The sequence below is a fragment of the Teichococcus wenyumeiae genome (assembly GCF_003696345.1).
In the GTDB taxonomy this organism is placed as follows: domain Bacteria; phylum Pseudomonadota; class Alphaproteobacteria; order Acetobacterales; family Acetobacteraceae; genus Pseudoroseomonas; species Pseudoroseomonas wenyumeiae.
Map to the genome: position 1 here is coordinate 45,243 of NZ_RFLX01000005.1, position 17,020 is coordinate 62,262.

At 70.0% G+C, this 17,020-nt stretch carries 15 protein-coding genes; 9 read left to right on the forward strand and 6 right to left on the reverse strand.

Features of this window, described 5'->3' with window-relative positions; all coding sequences use genetic code 11:
* Positions 1 to 55: 55 nt before the first annotated feature.
* Positions 56 to 706 carry an NUDIX domain-containing protein gene (locus EBE87_RS08880; RefSeq protein ID WP_122139955.1) on the reverse strand — a complete coding sequence of 217 codons (651 nt, stop codon included), beginning with the start codon at positions 704 to 706 and terminating at the stop codon, positions 56 to 58.
* A gap of 128 nt (positions 707 to 834) precedes the next feature.
* Between EBE87_RS08880 and EBE87_RS08885 the strand changes: the two genes are divergently transcribed.
* The 9 genes from EBE87_RS08885 (at position 835) to EBE87_RS08925 (ending at position 8,259) form a co-directional block, all read left to right on the forward strand.
* Positions 835 to 1,323, forward strand: coding sequence for an SUF system Fe-S cluster assembly regulator (locus EBE87_RS08885; protein WP_120639852.1), 489 nt, complete (start codon positions 835 to 837; stop codon positions 1,321 to 1,323).
* A 12-nt stretch (positions 1,324 to 1,335) separates the two neighbouring features.
* Positions 1,336 to 2,826 carry a Fe-S cluster assembly protein SufB gene (gene sufB / locus EBE87_RS08890; RefSeq protein ID WP_120639851.1) on the forward strand — a complete coding sequence of 497 codons (1,491 nt, stop codon included), beginning with the start codon at positions 1,336 to 1,338 and terminating at the stop codon, positions 2,824 to 2,826.
* A 69-nt stretch (positions 2,827 to 2,895) separates the two neighbouring features.
* On the forward strand, positions 2,896 to 3,639 hold the full coding sequence (gene sufC, locus EBE87_RS08895) for a Fe-S cluster assembly ATPase SufC (protein ID WP_120639850.1): 744 nt from the start codon (positions 2,896 to 2,898) through the stop codon (positions 3,637 to 3,639).
* Positions 3,636 to 4,913: a Fe-S cluster assembly protein SufD gene (gene sufD / locus EBE87_RS08900; protein WP_120639849.1), complete on the forward strand. Its 1,278-nt coding sequence runs from the start codon at positions 3,636 to 3,638 to the stop codon at positions 4,911 to 4,913. Before sufC ends, sufD begins: the two co-directional genes overlap by 4 nt.
* Before the next feature lies 1 nt (position 4,914).
* On the forward strand, positions 4,915 to 6,159 hold the full coding sequence (locus EBE87_RS08905) for an aminotransferase class V-fold PLP-dependent enzyme (RefSeq protein WP_120639848.1): 1,245 nt from the start codon (positions 4,915 to 4,917) through the stop codon (positions 6,157 to 6,159).
* Positions 6,159 to 6,626 carry a Fe-S cluster assembly sulfur transfer protein SufU gene (gene sufU, locus EBE87_RS08910; RefSeq protein ID WP_120639847.1) on the forward strand — a complete coding sequence of 156 codons (468 nt, stop codon included), beginning with the start codon at positions 6,159 to 6,161 and terminating at the stop codon, positions 6,624 to 6,626. Before EBE87_RS08905 ends, sufU begins: the two co-directional genes overlap by 1 nt.
* Positions 6,619 to 6,993 carry an SUF system Fe-S cluster assembly protein gene (locus EBE87_RS08915; protein WP_233553353.1) on the forward strand — a complete coding sequence of 125 codons (375 nt, stop codon included), beginning with the start codon at positions 6,619 to 6,621 and terminating at the stop codon, positions 6,991 to 6,993. Before sufU ends, EBE87_RS08915 begins: the two co-directional genes overlap by 8 nt.
* Positions 6,994 to 7,008: 15 nt before the next feature.
* Positions 7,009 to 7,377 carry a HesB/IscA family protein gene (locus EBE87_RS08920; RefSeq protein ID WP_120639845.1) on the forward strand — a complete coding sequence of 123 codons (369 nt, stop codon included), beginning with the start codon at positions 7,009 to 7,011 and terminating at the stop codon, positions 7,375 to 7,377.
* A gap of 231 nt (positions 7,378 to 7,608) precedes the next feature.
* Complete coding sequence (locus EBE87_RS08925) at positions 7,609 to 8,259, forward strand: DVUA0089 family protein (RefSeq protein ID WP_158600978.1); 651 nt, start codon at positions 7,609 to 7,611, stop codon at positions 8,257 to 8,259.
* Between the two features lie 210 nt (positions 8,260 to 8,469).
* Here EBE87_RS08925 and EBE87_RS08930 read toward each other — a convergent pair whose 3' ends face one another.
* The 5 genes from EBE87_RS08930 to EBE87_RS08950 form a co-directional block, all read right to left on the reverse strand.
* The gene (locus tag EBE87_RS08930) at positions 8,470 to 9,495 is read right to left on the reverse strand and encodes an MBL fold metallo-hydrolase (RefSeq protein WP_120639843.1); all 1,026 of its coding nucleotides are present in this window, start codon (positions 9,493 to 9,495) and stop codon (positions 8,470 to 8,472) included.
* A gap of 58 nt (positions 9,496 to 9,553) precedes the next feature.
* Positions 9,554 to 10,855 (reverse strand): class I SAM-dependent RNA methyltransferase, encoded by a 1,302-nt coding sequence (locus EBE87_RS08935; RefSeq protein WP_120639842.1) that lies wholly within the window; start codon positions 10,853 to 10,855, stop codon positions 9,554 to 9,556.
* A gap of 70 nt (positions 10,856 to 10,925) precedes the next feature.
* The gene (bcsD, locus tag EBE87_RS08940; protein ID WP_158600977.1) at positions 10,926 to 11,414 is read right to left on the reverse strand and encodes a cellulose biosynthesis protein BcsD; all 489 of its coding nucleotides are present in this window, start codon (positions 11,412 to 11,414) and stop codon (positions 10,926 to 10,928) included.
* Positions 11,415 to 11,485: 71 nt separating this feature from the next.
* Positions 11,486 to 16,177 (reverse strand): UDP-forming cellulose synthase catalytic subunit, encoded by a 4,692-nt coding sequence (gene bcsA, locus EBE87_RS08945; protein WP_158611641.1) that lies wholly within the window; start codon positions 16,175 to 16,177, stop codon positions 11,486 to 11,488.
* The gene (locus tag EBE87_RS08950; RefSeq protein ID WP_120641139.1) at positions 16,177 to 17,013 is read right to left on the reverse strand and encodes a cellulose synthase operon protein YhjQ/BcsQ; all 837 of its coding nucleotides are present in this window, start codon (positions 17,011 to 17,013) and stop codon (positions 16,177 to 16,179) included. The genes bcsA and EBE87_RS08950 overlap by 1 nt, the downstream gene beginning before the upstream one ends.
* Between the last annotated feature and the right edge of the window lie 7 nt (positions 17,014 to 17,020).

A 17,020-nucleotide genomic window follows, 5' to 3' on the forward strand; every position in this document is an offset into this window, starting at 1 on the left:
ATCACGGGGAGGATGAAGGCCGCATGGACATCCGGCAAGGTGAAGCTGTTTCAGCTCAGCTCCGGGCTGCCTCCGGCACCGCCGGCAGGCGTTCCGGCAGCGCCTGGTCGAAGCCCTGGTAGCAGACCAGCGGCCGTTCCGCCCGCGCTTCCGGCGGCAGCGCCATGATGGCCGAGAACTGTTGCAGCACGCAGGCGGTGATGGGCGCCACCGCGGCGCCCGCCACTTCCTCCAGCGTCATCCAGGCCAGGGTCTCCAGCTCGCCGCAGCCGGCCAGCGTGCCGCGCGCCGCCTCGGCGGGGGCGGACAGGAAGCGGGCATTGAAGCGGATGGGGCTTTGGCGCGGCGTGACGGCGCGGCAGACGTAATCCAGCACCTCCAGCGCCGGGGCGGAGTGGCCGGGGGGCGCCAGGGTCAGGCCGGTTTCCTCCTCCAGCTCCCGCGCCGCCGCCATCGCCAGGGCGCGCGCCAGCCGGGGCGGCGCGGCCCGCTCCAGCGCCGCGCGGGTGGCGGGCTTCGGCTCGCTGGCGGCGGGGGCGGCGCGGTCGGCGAAGTCCACCCGCCCGCCGGGAAAGACCAGGCGGCCGGGCATGAAGCGGTGGCCGGCATGGCGCAGGCCCATCAGGATCTCGGTATCCCCACTGGCACGCTGCCGCCACAGGATCAGGCTGGCGGCATGGCGGGGGAAGGCGGCGGATTTCGGCATGCGCCCAGGGTGGCACCGCCATGCCCGGCAGGCAAACCAGGGGTGCGGCTTCCTTGACATTCGGGGGTCCAAAGCGCATCTGCCTGAAACCGGACGAATCAGGTCCACTTTAAAGGAGAGGCCCGCTTTTGCTGCGGCTGTCGAAGCTCACCGATTACGCTGTGGTCGTGCTGGCCCGGCTGGATGCCGAGGGCGGCATGCAGACCGCGCCCTGCCTGGCCCAGTGCACTGGCATCGCCGAGCCCACGGTGGCCAAGGTGCTGAAGGCCCTGGCCCACACCGGGCTGGTGGACGGGCTGCGCGGCGCGCGCGGCGGCTATCGCCTGACGCGGCCGCTGGCGGGGATCGCCCTTTCCGACGTCATCCTGGCGGTGGATGGGCCGATCGCGCTCACCGCCTGCGTCGATGGCGCCTCCGGTGGCTGCGAGACGGAGGCGACCTGCCCCGTGCGCGGCCGCTGGGACCCGGTGAACGAGGCCGTGCGCGGCGCGCTTGCCTCCATCACCCTTGCTGACCTTGCCGGTCCGGCCACGCGCACCTGTCAGTCGCATGGCCGCACCGCTGCTGCTTCCGCCAATCCCCTGCCGGCCATGCCGGCATCCCTGGCTGCCGAGTAGGGACCCCGACCCATGCCTGCCGTGACCGAAACCATTGACGCCGTCCAGTCCGTTACCGAGGGTGCCTACAAGTACGGCTTCGAGACGGACATCGAGATGGAGTTCGCCCCCAAGGGGCTGAACGAGGACATCGTCCGCTTCATCAGCGCCAAGAAGAACGAGCCGCAGTGGCTGCTCGACTGGCGGCTGAAGGCCTATGCCATGTGGCTGAAGATGGAGGAGCCGCGCTGGCCCGCGGTGAAGTACCCGCCCATCGACTACCAGGATTCCTATTACTACGCCGCGCCGGTGAAGAAGGCCGGGCCGAAGTCGCTCGACGAGGTCGATCCCGAGCTGCTGAAGACCTATGCCAAGCTGGGCATCCCGCTGAAGGAGCAGGCCCTGCTGGCCGGCGTCGAGGGTGCCGAGCTGGATGGCGAGCGCCTGCCCGTCGCCGTGGACGCGGTCTTCGACAGCGTTTCCGTCGCCACCACCTTCCGCGCGCGGCTGGAGAAGGAGGGCATCATCTTCTGCTCCATCTCCGAGGCGGTGCAGAAGCATCCGGAGCTGGTGCGCCAGTATCTGGGCAGCGTGGTGCCGCAGGGCGACAACTTCTTCGCCGCGCTGAACAGCGCGGTCTTCACGGATGGCAGCTTCGTCTACATCCCGAAGGGCGTCCGCTGCCCGATGGAGCTGTCCACCTACTTCCGTATCAACGCCAAGAGCACCGGCCAGTTCGAGCGCACGCTGATCATCGCCGAGGCCGGCAGCCATGTGAGCTACCTCGAAGGCTGCACGGCGCCGATGCGCGACGAGAACCAGCTGCATGCCGCGGTGGTGGAGCTGGTGGCGATGGATGACGCCACCATCAAGTACAGCACGGTGCAGAACTGGTACCCCGGCGATGCCGAGGGCAAGGGCGGCATCTACAACTTCGTGACCAAGCGCGGCGCCTGCCGTGGCGCGCGTTCCAAGATCTCCTGGACGCAGGTGGAGACGGGCTCGGCCATCACCTGGAAGTATCCCTCCTGCATCCTGCAGGGCGATGACAGCGTGGGCGAGTTCTACAGCGTCGCCATCACCAACAACTACCAGCAGGCCGATACCGGAACGAAGATGTTCCATATCGGCAAGAACACGAAGTCGACCATCGTGTCCAAGGGCATCAGCGCCGGGCGCGGGCAGAACACCTATCGTGGCCTGGTGAAGATCAGCCCGAAGGCCAGCGGCGCCCGCAACTTCACCCAGTGCGACAGCCTGCTGATCGGCGACCAGTGCGGCGCCCATACGGTGCCCTACATCGAGAACCGCTGCATCTCCGCCAAGGTGGAGCATGAGGCGACCACCTCGCGCATCGCCGAGGACCAGCTCTTCTACTGCCGCCAGCGTGGCCTGAGCCAGGAAGACGCGGTGGGCCTGATCGTGAACGGCTTCTGCCGGGAGGTTCTGAAGGAACTGCCGATGGAATTCGCGGTCGAGGCGCAGAAGCTGCTGCAGATCAGCCTCGAAGGCTCGGTTGGCTAATCCGCCGGTGGAGCGGGGCGCGCGGGCGCCCTGCTCCCGGCCACAGATTTTGGGACGGACGAGTTACACATGTTGAAGATCGAAGGCCTGACGGCCGAAATCGATGGCAAGCAGATCCTGAACGGGATCGACCTGGAGATCCCGACGGGCGAGATCCATGCCATCATGGGCCCGAACGGCGGTGGCAAGTCCACGCTCTCCTATGTCCTCGCGGGCCGTGACGGCTACGAGGTCACGGGCGGCACGGCCACCTTCAATGGCATCGACCTGCTGGCGCTGGAGCCGGAGGAGCGCGCCGCCGCCGGCGTCTTCCTGGCCTTCCAGTACCCGGTGGAGCTGCCGGGCGTCGGCAATGCCAATTTCCTCCGCACAGCGCTGAACGCCATCCGCCGCACCAAGGGTGAGCCGGAACTCGACGCCATGCAGTTCCTGAAGCTGGCCCGCCAGCGGATGAAGGAGCTGTCGATGCCGGAGGACATGCTGAAGCGCGGCGTCAATGTCGGCTTCTCGGGCGGCGAGAAGAAGCGGAACGAAGTGCTGCAGATGGCGCTGCTGAAGCCCGGCCTCGCCATCCTGGACGAGACGGATTCCGGCCTCGACATCGATGCGCTGAAGATCGCGGCCGATGGTGTCAACGCGCTGCGCGGCCCGGATTTCTCCGCGCTCGTCATCACCCACTACCAGCGCCTGCTGAACTACATCGTGCCGGACCGCGTGCATGTGCTGATGGGCGGCCGCATCGTGCAGTCCGGCGGCCCGGAACTGGCGAAGCAGCTTGAGGAGAGCGGCTACACGGCCGTTCAGGCGGCATGAACGCGATTTTCGAACCCGGCCCCCTGGGCTTCCTGCGCCGCTACGAAGGCCTGCAGCCCCGCCTGCCCGGCGCCCGCACCCCCTGGGTGCAGGCGCTGCGGGACAAGGCGGCGGAGGCCATTCGCGCCAATGGCTTCCCCACCCGCAAGATCGAGGCCTGGCACTACACCGACCTCGCCCTGCTGGCCCGCACCGGCTTCGCCGAGGCGCTGACGCCGGTCGATGAGGATGTGGTGCTGCCGGAGGCCGTGGCGCCGAGCCGCGCCGTGCTGATCGACGGCCGCTTCCGCGCCGACCTGACCAATGCCCCGGTGCGCAGCCTGGGCGCCGACCTCTCGGCCGCCGAGGGGCTGCTGGGCAGCGTGGCGCGCGTGGACGACGTGCCGATGGCGGCGCTGAACACCATGCTGTTCGAGGACGGCGTGCTGATCAACGTGCCGGCGGAGCAGAACGCGGGCGCCATCGAGCTGCTCTCCATCATCCAGGCCGAGGGCGACCGGCCGGTGGCGGTGCATCCGCGCCATGTCATCCGCCTCGGCGCCGGCGCGCAGCTCGTGCTGATCGAGCGTGCCATCGGCCGTGGCGAGGGCCGCTACCTGCACAACCCGGTCATCGAGATCGAGCTGGCGGAAGGCGCGCACCTGACCCATGCCCGCATCCAGCAGGAAGGCGCCGAGGGCATCTTCCTGTCCACGGTCTTCGCCAGGGCGGCGGCGGGCGCGACCTATGACAGCTTCCTGCTGCATGCCGGCGCCAAGCTGTCGCGCAGCGAGGCCTATGTCTCGCTCGATGGCCCCAAGGCCATGGCGCATCTGAACGGCGCGCAGCTGCTGTCCGACGGCCAGCATGGCGACTGCACCACCTTCCTGGACCACGCGGCGCCCGATTGCGCCAGCCGCCAGACGGTGAAGACGGTGCTGGCCGGCAAGTCGCGCGGCGTCTTCCAGGGCAAGATCCACGTCCACCAGATCGCCCAGCGTACCGACGGCTACCAGATGAACCAGGCGCTGCTGCTCTCGCCCGAGGCGGAGATCGACAGCAAGCCGCAGCTGGAAATCTACGCCGACGACGTGAAGTGCTCGCATGGCGCCACGGTGGGCGAGCTGGACGAGGACCAGCTTTTCTACCTGCGTGCCCGCGGCATTCCCGCCGCCACCGCCCGCTCCATGCTGATCGAGGCCTTCCTGCAGGAAGCCGTCGATACGGTGGAGGACGAGACGGCCCGCAACGCATTGGCCACCGCCGTTGCCGGCTGGTGGGAAAAGGTCGCGTAACATGGACGGCGCGGTGCTGGCCCCTGCCTTCGACGTGGAGCGCGTGCGGCGGGATTTCCCGATCCTGTCGCAGACCGTGCGTGGCAAGACGCTGGTGTTCCTGGATTCCGGGGCATCGGCGCAGAAGCCGCGCGCGGTGATCGACACCATGGTGCGCACGATGGAGACGGCCTACGCCAATGTCCATCGCGGCGCCTATAACCTGTCTGAACGCGCCACCGCCGATTACGAGGCCGCCCGTGCCGCCGTCGCCCGCTTCCTGAACGCGGCGGATGAGCGGGAGATCGTCTTCACCAGTTCCTCCACCGCCGCCATCAACCTTGTCGCCCATAGCTACGGGCGCGGGGTGATGCACCCCGGCGATGCCGTGCTGATCAGCGAGATGGAGCACCACGCCAATCTCATCCCCTGGCAGATGCTGCGGGATGCGCATGGCGTGGAATTCCGTGTCTGCCGCATCACCGATGCCGGTGAGCTGGACCTTGAGGATGCCAAGGCCAAGCTGGCGGACGGCAAGGTCAAGCTGATGGCCGTCACCCACATGTCCAACGTGCTGGGCACCGTGACGCCGGCGGCGCAACTGGCCCGGCTGGCCCATGCGCATGGCGCCAAGCTGCTGCTGGACGGCTCCCAGGCCGCCGTGCACCGGCGCGTGGATGTGCAGGCCATCGGCTGCGACTTCTATGTCTTCACCGGCCACAAGCTCTACGGCCCCACCGGCATCGGCGTGCTCTGGGCGCGGCGGGAGCTGCTGGAGCGGATGCCGCCCTTCCTGGGCGGCGGCGACATGATCGCCGAGGTGTCGCTGGAGCGCTTCATCGCCGCCGAGGTGCCCAACAAGTTCGAGGCCGGCACGCCGCCGATCATCGAGGCCATCGGCCTGCATGCCGCCATCGACTATGTGGAAGCCATCGGCATGCCGGCCATCGAGGCGCATGAGCGCGCCCTGGTGGACCATGCCATGGCGAAGCTCACGCCCATTGAGGGCCTGACCCTGCTGGGCCGGGCGCAGGACCGCGGCGGCGTTTTCGCCTTCGCGCTCGACAATGCGCATGCCCATGATCTCGCAACCCTGCTTGACCGAACCGGCATCGCCGTTCGCTCCGGCCGCCATTGCGCCGAGCCTCTGCACGCACGATTTAACGTGGAAAGCACCTGCCGCGCCTCCTTCGGCCTCTATACCACGATGGAAGAGGTCGATTACCTCGCCGAGGCGCTGGTCAAGGCCAGGGAGTTTTTCGCGTAATGTTCGATGACCTGCGCGACCTGTATCAGGAAGTCATCCTGGACCACGGCCGCAAGCCCCGGAACTTCCGCCGGCTGGAGGATGCCAACCGCTACGCGCGCGGTGACAACCCCATGTGCGGCGACCGGATGGAGCTCTGGGTGAAGCTGGATGACGGGGGCCGCATCGCGGATACCGGCTTCCAGGGCCGGGGTTGCGCCATCTCCATGGCCAGCGCCAGCCTGATGACCGAGACGGTGCGCGGCAAGACCGCCGCCGAGGCGCATGAATTGGGCGAGAAGTTCCGCGCCCTGGCCATGACCGGCACCTGCCCCGAATGCGAGGCCAGTCTGGCCGACGACATGGAGCGGCTGCAGGTGCTGGGCGGCGTGTCCGAATACCCGAGCCGCGTGAAATGCGCGACGCTGGCCTGGCACACGCTGAACAATGCTCTGGACAACAAGCAGGAGGCGGCAAGCAGTGAGTGACAACACGACAACCGCCTCCAGCACCGGCCACGGCGCCTGGACGCCTGATGGCGAGACCCGCCCTGCCGTCTCCGAGGACGCGGTGATCAGCGCCATCGGCACGGTCTATGACCCCGAGATCCCGGTGAACATCTACGAGCTGGGCCTGATCTACGCGGTCGAGATCGGCGATGACGGCAAGGTGGCGGTGGAGATGACGCTGACCGCGCCTTCCTGCCCCTCGGCCCAGGAACTGCCGCAGCAGGTGGAGGAAGCCATCCGCCTGATCCGCGGCGTCACCGACTGCACGGTCGAGGTGGTCTGGGACCCGCCCTGGGACCCGTCCCGCATGAGCGAGGACGCCCGCCTCGCCCTGAATATGTACTGAGAGAGGGGTTTTTCGATGAGCACCTCCACCACCGCCCCCCGCCCCGCCCGCGCCCTGCCGCCGCTGATGCAGGTTTCCGACGCCGCAGCCGAGCGCCTGCGCGGCCTCTATGCCGGCGGGCAGGAAGGCAAGCTTCTGCGCGTGGCCGTCAACACCAAGGGCTGTTCCGGCATGGCCTATGACCTGACCTGGGCCGATGCCCCTGGACCGGGCGACGAAGTGGTCACCACCAATGGCGTGACGGTGCTGGTGGACCGCAAGGCCACGCTGTTCCTGATCGGCACCACCATGGACTACGAGGTGAAGGCCATGTCCGCCGGCTTCACCTTCGTGAACCCCAATGAGAAGGGGCGCTGCGGCTGCGGGGAAAGCTTCCACGTCTGAAGCGCCTGCAAGGCGTGCAGCCCGGCCTGGCAATTTCTGCAAAATGCTGAATGAGGCGCGGCGGAGGGGACATCCCCTCGGTCGCGCTTTTCTGCGCCTTGTCCAAAAACCGTTGCAATGTCGGAAGATTTAACACTCACGCTTGAGATCTCAATTAAGTTGCTGATCCGCAACATTGGCACACCCCTTGCACCTCCTCCCTTGCCCAATGACGGGCATGGGAGCTGGAGCATGCGAAAGACTCTGCTGGCGGCATCGGCCGCCGTGGCTCTGCTGATGGGGGCAGTGCCGGCCTCGGCGGCAAATTTTTCCTTCACAGGTAACTTCGAGATCGATGACGCGGTCCAACTGTTCAACTTCAGCCTGGACACCGAATCCACGGTGACGCTGCGCACGCTCTCCTATGCGGGCGGCACCAATGCGGCTGGCGAGACCATCGCACGCGGCGGCTTCGACCCGATCCTGTCCCTGTTCAACGCATCGGGGGTGCTGCTGGGCGTCGGTGACGATGGCGGCTATGGCGTTGTCGGCACCGATGCCCTGACCAATTCGGCCTGGGACGCCTTCCTGACCACGACTCTGGCGGCGGGCTCCTACACCGTGGCCCTGACGCAGTACGACAGCTATTCCTTCGGCAACCTAGCGGATGGGTTCTGGCGCAGTGGCGAGGGCAACTTCACCGTCTATATCGGCTGCCCGGAAAATGGCGCGGCCTTCAACGATGCCTCGGGCGAGGTGGGCTGCGCCCGCAACGGCCAGTGGGCCGTCGATGTCCTGAACGTCACCAGCGCCGTGGCGGTGCCGGAGCCCGCTTCCCTGTCGTTGTTCGGGCTGGGCCTGGCCGGGCTGGGCTTCATCCGCCGCAGGAAGACGGCGGCCTGAAAACCCGCAACTGCGGGCGGCCTGGGTCCGTCATGGCCCCGGGCCAATACCTGAAGGCTGGGGCGCTGCCCCAGACCCCGCCGGGGTGGTGAAGACCACCCCGGACCCCGCTGCCAGTTTGGCCCCGGCCTGGCGCCGGTCTTTCCAGTCTCCGCAGCCGCCGGCCGGTAGCTGAAGGCGGGGCCTCCCGGGCCCCGCCCCATCACGCAATCAGACGCCGGTGGACCAATCCGCCGGAATGAAGCGGTAGCCCTCGCCGTCCTTGACGACATAGCCATTCGCCGGGAAGGGGAAGTGGTAGCCCATGCAGCGGATGCGGTCGCTGGCCACGCGGTCCAGCACCTCCCGCCGGGTCTTTTCCGCCTGGTCGGCATCCATGTCGAAGACCAGGTGCCAGTCGGGACGCGCCAGGTTCAGTTCGGGCCGGTTGGTCACGTCCCCCAGCACCAGCGCCTGCGCATCGCCGCTGGAGAGCAGGTAGCTGGTGTGGCCCGGCGTATGGCCGGGGGTGGAAAGCGCCACCACGCCCGGCACCACCTCGCCATCGCCGCTGATCTTGCGGATGCGGTCCTTGTAGGGCTCGAACCGCTTGCGGACATTGGCGAAGGCGCCCTTCATCGCTTCGGGTGCCTTGGCGGCATTCTCCTCGCTCATCCAGTAGTCCCACTCGGCCTCGGGCACGATCAACTGGGCCTTGGGGAAGAGAGGCTTGCCGTCGGCGGTGGTCAGGCCGGTGATATGGTCGGCGTGGAAATGGGTGAAGATGATCTGCGTCACCTTCTCCGGGTCCAGCCCCGCCGCCTGCATATTGGCGGCCAGGCGCCCGGCGGTATTGCCCAGCTGCCCGCCGCTGCCGATGTCAAAGGCGATCAGCCCGTCCGCCGTCTCCAGGAAGGGCACGGTATAGGGCAGGCGCAGCGCGTCGGTGGGCAGGAAGGCGGCCTTCAGGGCTTCCTCCACCACTGCGGGATCGGCATTGCGCACGAAGCCCTTGGTGGGGTCCGGGCGGACACCATAGCCGTCACTGACCATGGTGACGGTACGGTTGCCCAGCTTGAAGCGGAAGAAGCCTGGGTTGGGCGCCGGGCCGGCGGCACCGGCCGCCTGCGCCGCCACGCTGGGCACCGCCTGGGTCTGCGCGACGGCACTGCCCCAGGGGGCCCAGCCCAGCCGCGCCAGCAGTGGCGTGGCGGCCAGCACGCCCGCCGCCGCCATCAAGCCACGTCGGTCGATCATCGAATTCTCTCCCGGTCCAGGGTCGTGTCTCGTCGAAGTGGGCGCGCCGGGGCCGGGATCAAGCCTTGCGGCCACGTGCGAAGACCACCACGGCTTCCAGCTGCGCCGACCACAGGAACTGGTCCACCGGCGTGGCCGAGGCCAGCCGCCAGCCGGCCGCCTGCAGCAGCTTCGCGTCCCGCCCCAGCGCCGCCGGGTTGCAGGAGACATAGATGATCCGCTCCAGCTTGGTGGTGCGGGCCAGCAGCGGCATCTGGTCGGCGGCGCCGGCGAAGGGCGGGTCCAGCACCACGGCGGCGAAGGCGTCCAGTTCCTTCGGCATCAGCGGCTGGCGGGACAGGTCGCGCCGCACCGCCTGCACCTTTCCGCCGGAATGGCGCGCGGCGGCATCCAGCGCCGCCACCGCATCCGGCGCGCCCTCATAGGCCGTGACGCGGGCGCGGGCAGAGAGCGGGAAGGAGAGCGTGCCGAGCCCGGCGTAAAGGTCGGCGATGCGGGCCTTGCCGGTGAGCTTCGGCGGCAGCCCGGCCAGCACGGCGGCGACGATCGCGGCCTCCCCCTGCGGCGTCGCCTGCAGGAAGGCGCCGGGGGCCGGCGCCACCGACACGCCGCCCAGGGCGATGGAGACGGCGCCGACCTGCGCCACATTCTCGCTCACCATGCCCTTCAGCGGCGCGCAGGCGATGCGCGGCAGGCCATGGGCGCGGGCGAAATCGGCCAGCAGGGCACGGTCGGCGACATTGGGGATGCCGTCCAGCCGCAGCAGCAGGTCGGGGCCGCTGTCCAGCAGGTTCAGCACCGCCGAACCCTCCCGCCGGAAGGCCGCGAGGCTGCGCAGCATGGTCTTCAGCGGCTGGAACAGCGCCACCAGCGCCGGGTCCAGCACCAGGCAGGTGTCGAGATCCACCACGGCGCCGCTGCCGCGGGCATGGAAGCCCAGCACCGGCACGCCATCGGCCCGGCGCAGCGCCAGGTCGGCGCGGCGGCGGGTCTGCGGCGGCGTCACGGCGGGCTCGGCCACAACGGCATCCGGGTAGCCGGCGCGGGAGAGTGCCTCGGCCAGCCGCGCCCGCTTCCATTCGGCGTAGGGCGGAATGGCCATGTGCTGCATGGTGCAACCGCCGCAACGGCCGAAATAAGGGCATGGCGGCTCGGCCCGCTCGGGCGCCGGGCGCAGCAGCGCGGTCAGTTCGGCGGCCTGGCCCTCGCCCAGCTTGCCGGTGACGCGGGCGGCCACGCGTTCCCCGGGCAGGGCGTAGGGGATGAAGACGGGGCGACCATCGGCACCCTGGGCCACGCCGTCGCCGGCGGCACCCAGGCGGGCGATGTCGTATTCGGTCGGCTCTGGCGGCAGGGGCATGGCGGCGGCATGCCCGCCCGGCCCCGGGATGACAAGCGCCGAGATAACAGGGCTGCGCCCTGCCCGCTCCTCAGGCGCCGTATTGCAGCCGGGCCAGGCCGGGCTCCAGCGATTCCAGCCGCACGGTGGCCGGGCCGGCTTCCTCGCCCCCCGGCTGGGCGGCGAGCCAGGCGCCGTAGAGCCCCTCCAGCACCGGGCCCAGCCAGGCGCCGGCGGGGTCCTGCGCCGTGCCGATGCAGGGGGCGGCGCTGTGGCGGAAGCGCAGCCGGCGGTCCTGCGGGTCCAGCTCCAGCGCCACATGGCCCCAGGCGGCGGCGGCCAGCGCCTCGTTCATCAGCCGCTGCAGCCCTTCCAGCGTCTCTGCGGGGGGCAGCGGCATGGTGGCGGCGAAGCGCTGGCCCACGGCGCGCAGCAGGGCATCCCGCGCCGCGCGGTCCATCTGCGCGTCCAGCACCTCCAGCAGCGCGGCCAGGAAGCCGCGCCACTGCCGGCTGACATCGCGGCGCGCCAGATAGGCCAGGGCGGCGTGGTCCGTCGCGGCGTGGTCCGTCTCAGTCATAAGCCTTTGCATCCTCCACGTCGTTGCTTCTGCCGGTGGTCGCTCTTGCCAAGCCTTCAGGTACCAAGCCTTCAGGTCCGGGTCCGCAGCCGGCGGGCGGCACGGCGGCGCATCAGCCAGTAGCTCGGCATGGCCACCAGCAGGGCAGCCACCAGCACCAGCAGCAGCAGCGTGTCCGGCCGCGCGCCCAGGTAATACTGCGGCCAGAGCCAGGGCGGGATGAAGCCCACCGTGTAGTTCCGCCCGACCTTGTAGGAGGTCATCCGCCCGTTGGAGAGAATGGCGAGGTCGCCCTGGACGCGCGGCAGCAGCTCCACGTCGCGGAAGGCCGCCACCATGGCCTCGACGCCCTGCGGGCTGGTGCCGGTCAGGGCCACCACGCTGCGCTTGGGCGCCAGTGGGCTCTCGAAGCCCAGCAGCATGCCGCTGCCGGCACCCGGCGCCGCCAGGGTGGCCTGCAACTGGTCGCGCTGCTGCCGCTCGTCATCGCTGATGAAGAGGTTACGGAAGCCGCCCAGCGCATCCCCCAGCGACAGGGTGACGCGGTTGCCCTCGATCTGCAGCGGGCTGCGGTCGCGCAGCATGTCGGCCAGCGCCGGCTGGCGCGTGATGGCGCCGATCAGCATCAGGTCCCGGTTCGCCACTTCCTGGATGCCGGAAGGGCGGGCGATGGCGATGCGGGTGGCGGCATGGCCCACATTGGCGGAAAGCCGCCCCAGCAGCGTCAGGAAGGCCGAGATCTCGGAGCCGGTCGGCCGCTCCGGCAGCACCGCCGCCGTCTCGGCGAAATCGGCCAGCCGGGTATAGGGAAAGCCGCTGCCGGCGAAGAAGGCCAGGTTCGGCATCTCCGTGAAGCGGTAGCCGCGCGACAGGTCCAGCGTGCTGTCCGGGTCGATCGAGGCGCGCACGTCGCCGGGGATGGAGACGCAGTCGCCGCGGTTCAGCGGCCGCATGTCGAAGCGCAGCTGCAGCTCGTTCTGCCCGAAGATCAGGTAGGGCGGCAGCCCCACCTGCCCTTCCGAACGGTCGCCGGTGCCGGCGGCGCGCACCCGGCGCGCGATCCAGTTCCAGGGCCAGCCCGGCTCGGGCTCCCGCAGCGGGAAGGAGCGCAGGTAGACATTGTTCAGCCCGGCATCGAGGCGGGAGACCGCCACGTCGGTGATCGGGCCCGGAGGCGCGCGGTAGAAGACATCCACCGGCAGGGCGCGGTCGCGCCAGGTGTAGAGGTCGGGCGCGGTGCGGAAGGGCAGCGCGATGGTGCCCGGCGCGAAGCCGTAGGATTGCAGCTCCGAGGGGTCCACCAGCTCGCCGAACTTCACCGGGCGGTCGGAGCGCACCCAGCGCGGCCCGTCATAGGGCTGGCGCGGCGGCATGTCGGGCGCCTGCACCATGGCGATCTCGCCCGAGAGCGCCTGCCGGCCCACCGCCAGCGCCTGCGCCGCCGCGGCGGCATCGGCGCCGTTGCGGCCGCCCACCACCAGCAGCAGCCCGTCCGGGTCGGAAGGGTTGGGCACCACGGCCAGCGTCGGGCCATCCATGCGCGGCAGCGCCAGGCCCGGCACCGCATCCGGCCCCGCCGCGATCACCACCGCATTGCCGCGCGCCGGCACGCCGCCGCTGACCGGGAAGGTGGCGCCGCGGTAGTCCGCCTGCACCGCGAACCAGGAGGTCGCGATGGCGGCGGCGCGCACGATGTCGTTGCCGGCGCCTTCCGGCAGCACCACCGGCAGGTTCAGCGGCTCCCGCAGCACGCGGTGGTCGAAGAAGGGCTCGGGCAGCCGCGCCAGGTCGCGCGGCAGCGGCAGCCGCTCCAGCGTCAGCTGCACGGTCGAAAGGTCGGAGACCGTGGACCAGAGCAAGCCGGAGAGCGGGTCGTTGCACTCGATGGCGTAGCGGCCGGTGAAGCGGAAGTTCAGCCGGTTGGCATCGGCGAAGAAGACCGGGTTCATCGGGAACTCGACCGGGCCGAAGGCCGGGCGCGCCTTGTCCGGCGTGACGGTGCCGACGAACTGGTCGTTCAGCGTGATGGCGACCTGGCTCAGCTCTGGGATCAGCGCCGGCGAGGTGGCGCCCTGGATGGTCAGCTTGGCGCCGGTCACCACCTCATCCGCCCGGATGCCGAAGAGCAGGCCCTGGAGGTCGGAGGTGCCGCGCAGCTGCATCGGCCCCGCGAGGCCGAGCTGGCGCAGGCTGCGCGTCTCGATGCGGGAGGAGCCGACGGCCCCGGTGGGCGCGCCAAAGGCATAGGGAGAGGCCGGCGCCGCCGGCGCGGGGGCCACGGGCGCGGCGGCCGGCGGCAGCGCAGGCGGCGGCTGCGCCACCAGCGGCTGGCCAAAGGGCGCCTGCGGCGGCATCAGCGGCGCCTGCACCAGCACCATCCCTGGCGCGGCGGCCGGGGCAATGCCGAGCGGCAGCGGCAGGCTGCCGGCCACCGCCAGGGTCGGCAGCGGCGGCGGCGCCTGTGGGCGCTGGGCGGAAGCGGCGGCGGGCAGGCCCAGCGCCGCCAGCAGCAGCGCGGCGGCGCGGCGGCCACCCCGCGCGGTGGGGCTGGGCGGCGCGGTGGAGGCATCGGCCGCCGGCGCCTCGCCGAGGGAGGAGGCAGGCTGGGCCAGCGGCGCGCGGCCGGCGCGGGCCTGGGCGGCGCGCTCCTTCCGGCGGGCACGGCGGGCGCGCAGCGAGAGCTGGCTGTTGCCACGGAAAAGACCACCGACGCTCAACACCACCTCCAGCATCGCGCGCAGCGGGCGGTCCGCGCGCACATCGTCCCAGTGCAGCCAGGCATCGGCGCGGCCGAGCGCGACACGCACGATATTGCCTTCATCCAGCAGCCCGCGCGGGGCGAAGCGCACCTGCATGCGGTTGCCCTGCCAGCGCAAGGTCTCGGCCGGCACCGGCACCGCCTCGGTGCCGATATCGAATTCCAGGAGGACCATGCCCTCCGGCAGCACTTCCGGCCGCTCCACCGTCAGCGCCGCGCCGCCAAGGGAAAGGTCGATGCTCTCCCCTTCCAGCCGGCGGCCATCGGGCAGCACCACCGTCATCGGCACGCGGGCGGCGACGCGGTGGCGCTCGCGGATCTGGCGCCGCTCGCGGCCCACGGCGAGGCCGGCCAGCACCGTCACAAGCGAGAGCAGCACCCAGACGGCGTTCAGCGCATTGGCCTGGAACTGCAGCGAGGAGGGCGGATTGGCTACCATGCCGTAGATGCCCGACATCAGCCCCAGCACCAGCGCGCCGCCCAGCACCAGGTTGGGGCCCACGGCGCGCACGTCGAAATAGCCGTCCTGCAGCGTGCCGCCCTTGTCGGTGACGTTGAACTTGCCCTTGGTGGGGTCCAGCAGCGTGGTCATGACCACCGGCAGCAGATAGAGCGCCAGCACGGTCTCGTAGATCTCGGACCAGAAGGAATGGCGCACCTTGCCCTGCAACCGGCTGTTGGTGACCACCGAATGCACCACATGCGGCCCGGCATAGGCGACGATCGCCAGCGGGGAGGCCGCGATGATGTTCTCCCCGAACAGCAGGAAGGCCAGCGGCGAGGTCAGGAAGACGACGCGCGGCAGCGGGAAGAGGAAGTGCCACTGCGCGTTGAGGTAGCAGAGGCGCTGCGCGAAATTCAGGCCGCGGCCCAGGATCGGGTTGTCGACGCGCAGGATCTGGATCATGCCGCGCGCCCAGCGCATGCGCTGGCCGATATGCGCCAGCAGGCGGTCGGTGGCGAGGCCGGCGGCCAGCGGCAGGCGCAGATAGGCGGTGCGCCAGCCCAGCCGCTGCATCTTGAGCGAGCAGTGGCAGTCCTCGGTCACGGTCTGGGTCGGCACGCCGCCCACTTCCTCCAGCGCCGTGCGGCGCAGCACGGCGCAGGAGCCGCAGAAGAAGGTGGCGTTCCAGGTGTCGTTGCCCTGCTGCACCAGCCCGTAGAAGAGCAGGCCCTCGTTCGGCACGCGCTTGCCGGAGGCGAGGTTCCGCTCGAAGGGATCGGGCGAATAGAAGTGGTGCGGCGTCTGCAGCATGCCGATGTCGCGGTCCCGCAGCATCCAGCCCAGGGTCAGCTGCAGGAAGGCGCGGGTCGGCACGTGGTCGCAGTCGAAGATGGCGACATATTCGCCGCTGGTCTTGGTCAGGGCGTGGTTGATGTTGCCGGCCTTGGCGCCCTTGTTGTCCGGGCGGATCATGTAGCCGCAGCCGACTTCCTCGCAGAAGGCGCGGAAATCCTCGCGCCGGCCGTCATCCAGCACGTAGATGTTCATCTTGTCGCGCGGCCAGTCCATCGCCAGCGCGCCGAAGACGGAGGGCTTCACCACTTCCAGCGGCTCGTTGTAGCTGGGGATGAAGACATCCACGACCGGCCAGTCCGCCGGGTCCGGCGGCAGCGGCACGGGCTTGCGCTCCAGCGGCCAGGCCTGCTGGAAATAGGAAAGTAGCAGCGCCAGCACGGCGTAGACCTCGGCCAGCAGCAGGCCGGTGCCGAGGAAGGTGGCGATATAGCCGGAATAGCCCAGCGTCTCGGTCACGCGCCAATAAAGGTAGCGCAGCGAGATCATGGAGGAGAGCGCGATCAGGAAGAAGGACGCGGCCTTGCCCGGCAGGCGGTTGACGATCAGGAAGACCAGGAAGCCGCCCAGCGCCAGCCAGGCCTGCTGCTCCGCCTCCAGCGGCGTGACCATGAAGATCAGCCCCAGCAGGACGCCGATCAGCACCACCGCCGCGTTCAGCAGCGGAATGCGCCCCAGGAAGCTGGTCATGCGACGACCCAGGCGCATCAGTGCGTTCCCCATTCCGGAGCCGTCCAGGGCATAGCCGCGCGCGGCGGGGCCGGTGGGGGCATGGTCGCATTGGCTGGCAGCAGCGCCGTGATCGCCTGCGCCAACTGGCGGATATCCTCGGCGGCGCGGCTGCCCGGCGCGGCATCGGCCACCAGCCGCTGGCCGGTCAGGGCCTCGGCAAAGGCATCGTCGCGGCTGACGGCGCCGAGCAGGCGGGAGCCCAGGTGGCGCGCCACCGCCTCCGCCGCCGTGCGGGACAGGCGGGAGGCCATGTCCACGCCATTGAGCACGAATTGCAGCCGCCCGGCGAAGAGCGCGGCCATGGTGCCATTGCCCAGGAAGCGCCCGGCCTCGATCTCGGCCAGCATGGCGGCGGAGATCGCCTCGCTTTGCAGCACCGTCACCACCAGGTTGGCCATGGGCATCAGGATGGCCAGGGCCTGGGAAGGGCCCGGCGGCATGTCGGCCACCACCACCACGCGCGGGTCGGCCAGCATCTCCCGCACCGGGGTGGCCAGCAGGCCGGGGTCACGCTCCAGCGCCACGCCGTATTCCAGCGCGTCGCGCAGCTCCATCGCGCCATGCGGCAGCAGCAGGGTGCCGGAGGCCGCCTGGCGCAGGCAGGAGCGCCAGTCCGGCCGCCGCAGCAGTTGCGCGTTGAAGCCGGAAAGGTCGCCCACCGGCACGCCGAAATGCAGCCGCAGCGAATTCTGCGGGTCGAGGTCCAGCGCCAGCGCGGTGCGACCCTGGCGGCGCAGCATATCCGCCACATTGGCGGACAGTGTGGTCTTGCCGACGCCGCCCTTGGGCGAAGCAAAGCAGATCAGCGGCACCCGTCAG